5 protein-coding genes are annotated in these 5,569 nt (G+C 40.2%); 3 read left to right on the top strand and 2 right to left on the bottom strand.

Annotation, left to right across the window (positions count from 1 at the left end; genetic code table 11):
* Nucleotides 1-285: 285 nt before the first annotated feature.
* From ACEW80_RS01470 to ACEW80_RS01460, 3 genes are all read left to right on the top strand, one after another.
* The gene (locus ACEW80_RS01470) at nt 286-2,067 is read left to right on the top strand and encodes an RHS repeat-associated core domain-containing protein (RefSeq protein ID WP_373524896.1); all 1,782 of its coding nucleotides are present in this window, start codon (nt 286-288) and stop codon (nt 2,065-2,067) included.
* 17 nt (nt 2,068-2,084) lie between these two features.
* A complete protein-coding gene (locus ACEW80_RS01465) occupies nt 2,085-2,741 on the top strand; it encodes a hypothetical protein (RefSeq protein ID WP_373524895.1) in 657 nt (218 codons plus the stop codon).
* A 647-nt stretch (nt 2,742-3,388) separates the two neighbouring features.
* Complete coding sequence (locus ACEW80_RS01460) at nt 3,389-3,910, top strand: hypothetical protein (RefSeq protein WP_373524894.1); 522 nt, start codon at nt 3,389-3,391, stop codon at nt 3,908-3,910.
* Here ACEW80_RS01460 and ACEW80_RS01455 read toward each other — a convergent pair.
* Both ACEW80_RS01455 and ACEW80_RS01450 read right to left on the bottom strand, forming a co-directional pair.
* On the bottom strand, nt 3,847-4,212 hold the full coding sequence (locus ACEW80_RS01455) for a hypothetical protein (protein WP_373524893.1): 366 nt from the start codon (nt 4,210-4,212) through the stop codon (nt 3,847-3,849). The two genes, ACEW80_RS01460 and ACEW80_RS01455, sit on opposite strands and share 64 nt — an antisense overlap.
* A gap of 179 nt (nt 4,213-4,391) precedes the next feature.
* Nucleotides 4,392-5,569, bottom strand: a 1,178-nt coding sequence (locus ACEW80_RS01450; RefSeq protein WP_373524892.1) for a carotenoid oxygenase family protein, incomplete at its 5' end; no start/stop codon positions are given.

Here is a 5,569-nt window from a genome sequence, read left to right as displayed (position 1 = left end):
TCAATGCCAGAATGGTATACATTAGAGTATGGGCGTGGGCAAGAATGATTTCCATATTTCTTGCTGATGTATGTTTTATACGCCCTTTTCTCTCATTTTTTCCGAAAAAATACAAATATCTCTGTGCAGATGACAATATTTCCCTTTTCGTATATCTCGTGTGTAGATATACTTTCAAAAATGTAGTTTTCCATATAAGTACCTAAATTAGAAGCTCAATTATTAGATGTTATTTTTATTCTCTTATTTTCGGTTAATACGGATTCTTTTTGTCAGGTGCAAGATGTGAGTTACCTGCTTTACATACCAATTAGACAGCTAGGGGCTACTACCTATGAATACGATGCTGCAAGTAATCGCACTTCTGTTACTACCGCATCTGGCACAGTCAACTACACCTTTGATGTTCGTAACCGCCTTGACCAAGTACTTGAGGGTGGGATTGTTACGGCAGATTATGACTACGACGCTGTAAGTAATTTGGTGCGTACTACTTTAGCTAATGGTACGCAGGAAATTCGCTCTTATGATGACCTCAATCGATTGAAGTATTTGGAAAATCATAAGGGTGACACCATCCTCTCCAGCTACACTTGTACTCTGGACAAAGTAGGCAACCGCACCAAAGTTGTTGAACACAATGGTCGTAGCGTTGATTATACTTACGATGACTTGTATCGGTTGGCCCAAGAAAAAATTACTGATGCGATTAATGGAAATCGAGTTTACGGCTATACCTACGATAAGGTAGGGAATCGCAAGACTAAGAGTGAAACTGTCAACGGTGCTACAACGGTTACAGATTATGCCTATGATGCCAATGACCGTTTGTTAAATGAGACTGTTAATCAGCAAGCAGTTACTAATTATACTTACGATAACAATGGCAACACCTTAACGAAGACCGAAAATAGCATAATAACCGAGTATACCTGGAATTATGAGAATCGGTTGATTGCGGCAATAGTGAAGGATACTAACGGTGCAATCCAACAAGCAATGCAGTATAGGTATAACGATAATGGTATTCGAGTTGCAGCAACGATTGATGGTGTTGAGACGCGCTACTTAATTGATGAAATGCAACCGTATGCACAGGTTTTGGAGGAGTATTCCCTAAATGGTGCGGTGCAGGTTAAATATGTTTATGGCAATGATTTAATTGCTCAGGAACAGGAGAATAGTCGTACTTTCTACCATGTTGATGGGTTAAGTAGTACACGGGTGTTAACTGATGCAACTGGTAATTTGGTTAGTACTTACGACTACGAGGCATTTGGAGAACTACTGAACTCTAGTGGCGGGACGGAAAACAAATACCTGTTTGCTGGTGAGCAGTTCGATGAAGCATTGGGAGACTACTATAATCGGGCAAGGTATTATGATGCCGATACTGGAAGATTTATTAGAAAGGATGATTATGAGGGGCAAATTAGTGATCCACTGACATTGCATAAGTACATTTATGCAAATAGTAATCCTGTTAGCTTCATAGATCCCAGTGGATATAACTCTTTACTCCAAATTACTGCTACTTTAGCGATAATTAGTATATTGGCAGAAGCTCTTAATCCTTTTAATTTATTAGGTGTTGATTTCCTGTCAAACGATCCATTTTCAGGCTTCGATCCCACTCGTGGATTAGGAGGACAGATTGATTTTGATCCTGCTTTTCGGTTTATTCAAGAAGTTATTTTTCACAGAGCAGCAAATCAAGTATCTAAAACGCGTAATGTTGCTGTTGCTGAATATATTGATAAAGCTGGGATACGCCGATATATTACAGCAGAAAATATACCAAAGTCAGTTGCAGGAGTAGACACTCATGCTGAAAAAGAGCTTGCTGGGAAACTTCAACAACTCCGTATTCCGTTTTCAAAAGTAACGAAAATATACACAGAGTTTGAACCATGTAATACTAAAAATAATCAATGTGCTACTTTTCTAAAATTTGCTTTTCCTAAAGCTCAAGTATACTATTCATATCCTTATAAAGGAGGCATGAACAATTCTTCAAGATTACGAAAATATCAAGACTTGGGAAAAAATGGTGTAGATTTTAAATAATTAAGTAGGTATAAGTTATGATTTCAGAGCGAGAAATGGTTGAAGTTTTTGGCAAAAAGGATCTAGTGTATGTAGATAAAAAGAGACTATCTAATATCATATTTCTTAATGAAACTAAAGAATTTATCCTGAATACAGGATTCCCATATTTAGTTAATCATTTTAGATTCTCAATGGATTTTGAGCCAATTTCAAAAGATATTCAAATTGGTGAATCTGCAATGTATTTAGGGCAGCTTTACACTATTGGTTATGAAAGTGCTTCTCAAGTAATAGGAAGAAAGATATTCCTCAGTGAAATTGGTTTGGATAAAAATGCTAGCTTATCTGATATAGGAAAAAAGGTAAAAATATTAGGAACGGATGATTTTTTTCTATTCCACTCAGAAGTCGCTTTGTCTTCTAGAATATGTATTGATTTAGGAAATAAATGTGAAATAGTATCTTTAAATCCAAACGATTTATCAATTTACTTTTTTAATTCAAGTATTCAACAACTTGCTTCTTCTCTAGTTTCATACAGTAAAAACTTATTATTAGGGGAAAATTTTGAACAAGGAATCGAAGATTTTAAGGAAGAATTAAAAAAACTTGATCCAAAAGCATTAGATAACGAGGAAAATGTGTGGGTAGGAACTATACAACAGTTAATTGAGGATGAGGAGGGATACTAACTATAGTTTTTGTACTTTACAGATTAGATAATAGTAATTTCAAGCCGCAACTGCTGCTGAAATATCTCCTTTGCACTTAGGTTTCACTGGTACTCTCAAAGTTATTCGTCGAGCTATTGCTGATTTCCAAGATGCCAACAGTGAGCAAATACACTTTTTTTCTCCAAGCTAATTCTGGAAATTTTGGAGCAAAAAATCCCTCCCAGACAGGGCAGAACAAATCCCAGAGTAGTCAAAAAATCTCGTTCTAAGTTTCCATCTAGAAAACCAATTCACAGAGGAGCGGGTACTAAACGTCAACCACTCACTTTTTTTTTCTCAATACTGCTTAACTCTTAACCGAGAAGTATTGGGTGGGAATCTGTCGAGAGTGCAACCGAAGAGTCCAGCTAGCCTACACCTGTGATGTCGGTGACGATATCCAAAAATCAAACTGGGTTGGGTAGCTTGGTAGGTGCAAACCGAACAGTTGCTCAACTCTACAAACTGGTTGCATCATGAGGCGGTTGAGTTTTCAATTTCAGGTGGACAAAGTTTGGCGACGCCGAATAGCCCGTCGTAGACATCGCTACTCTTCCCCACATCAACATTTCCCACGCTAAATGCTAAATTTTATTTAGCCACCCAGCAGGAGTTTTCTTTTTCTTATGTGGTTCTGGTCTGCCGATTCAGTAGAACAAGAATTATTTGATTTGTACGCTCCAGCCCTGCGATCGCTCGGCGTAAATTTTAGTGACGAGCAACTCCAAGACACTCTAGAAGCATCAAGCTATTGTTTAGAAGATGCTTTCAGGAGCGCAATCATTTATATACTCTGGCTCGAAGAAAACCTGAAGCCGATCTACCCGACTGCGATACTAATCGAGGCACTGGCAAATCAATGGCGTACCAAGTATTGGAAGCCGGAGTATTTAGAACTTGAACAGTTGCTCTCAAGAGGAAAGCGCTGGTGGAAGGCAGCAGTGGATAAGTGGGGTTACGACAAGCGTAATCAACTGGTTGCAGACGTATTTGACGACCACGAACAGGAATTTATTAAGTTCCGAAATGGTAAAGAAATTCTAGTTGACACTGCTTATAAGTGGGGATGGGATCGAGTCGCAGATTATGCGTCCCCGTTTTCAGAAAATAATTGGTCGCTTGGCAGTATCAATGCAAGGGAATCTTGATCTACTTGCCCCTGTGTTTGATTAGCGATCGCTGAACTTAAACAAAATTCATTTTGAGCGACGGGCGCGGCGGAATCAGTGCCTTCTCTACGAGACGCTGCGCGAACATGACAATCTTTCAGTTCAACACTACAATCTTGAGTTTCAGCCAATAACGAAGTAGATTGACTCGGTACAGCATCTACAAGCGTCAGCGTCGTGCAGTCCATTGCCACAGGCAAGTCAACTTCATTCTCTGACACGCCTTGAACAAACTGAGGCGACGCGACCCCTAAGGGAGCGTAGCTTGCCGCCGTAGGCATCGCCGTCTCGTGAACGCTCTGTGACTTATGCAGGGTCTTAGGGGTAGAGTGTAGTGTTAATAGATATTGAATTTTAGTACGCCATAAAGAAGCTCATTGTTCGTAATTCCCTGTACCCCACATCCAAACCCCAAAGCTAACCAGATCAAGGATTAGTGCTTAACAAGAGTGCTACTCGGTTAAAACCCTTGTAACTGTTTGTCAGTAATCCAAGTAGCATGAAATCCATAGGGTACGCGTTGTGGAATTAGCACCCGCGCTACAGGTTCAGCAGTAACATCTTGAGCATTCACTACCAACAATTCTGAAGTGTTTGCCGTGTCATCGTGAACAAAAGTCATCAGCCAACCATCATCTTCATCTGTTGCGTTAGGACGTGGTATAAATACGGACTCACCACCATAACGCCATTGTCCAAACTCATGAACTTGGGATTTTTTCTTGCTGAAGTCGTATTTAATGATACCTGCAAATAAAGGTACGGGAGTATCCGCGCTTTTATTAATGTAGCCATAGCGAGTTTGCCGCCCCAACAAGTTTTCATTCACCCGAGGAAATTCCCCAGCCATATCATCTAACCTTGACTCAGACACAGCGCCAGTAGTCAGGTTAAACCGCCATTGATGCAGTCGCGGAATATTTGCATCTGGATCATTGATAGCATTAAAATCCAATACAGAAGTAGAACTCATCCGACAAGCAATCAGCACCACTTCATTACTTTGTTCATAGGCGTTCAGGGTATGAAAAATATAGCAAGGCGGACTTTCAAACCAGCGAATATTACTGTTATCCCCGTGACGTGGAAGAATCCCAAAACGACTTGGGCGATCGCTTTCAAACATGATCATTGCTTTTTGTTGCTGAATCCGTTCTGGGCGCAAAGTCAGGGGTAAATCCATGAAAATGGTGTAGTTTTCTGTAATGGCGAAATCGTGCATCATCACAGGTGCGGGAATTTCAATTGGTATTGTCCATAACAACTCACCTGCTGCGGAAACTATGCCGTATTGCAGATATGGTGGTACAAATGAATAACCAAAGAATACCATTTCACCCGTGATTGGATCTACTTTCGGATGGGCAGTAAAACCAGAGATTAGTTTGCCATTATAAGTGTACTCACCAATTGTCTTTAACTCAGGAACTTGAATTGCATAAGGCGCACCACCCTCCCACAATGCCAATAGCTGACCATCATGCCACACTAAGGCTGTATTAGCGGTATTTCCAGATATGCCAAGATAATTTTGCTGTGGCGGTTCTAACAACCCAGTCAAAATCGCCTTATCTGCTTCATGTTCCGCAAGCCATTTCTGCGTCTGCACATAGCGGTTACGATAGGTAGCTTTACCGT

It is taken from the genome of Nostoc sp. (genome assembly GCF_041747015.1).
Classification (GTDB): Bacteria; Cyanobacteriota; Cyanobacteriia; order Cyanobacteriales; family Nostocaceae; genus Nostoc.
The sequence above is the reverse complement of the archived record's forward strand: the minus strand, read 5'-3'. Positions and strand labels throughout refer to the sequence as shown.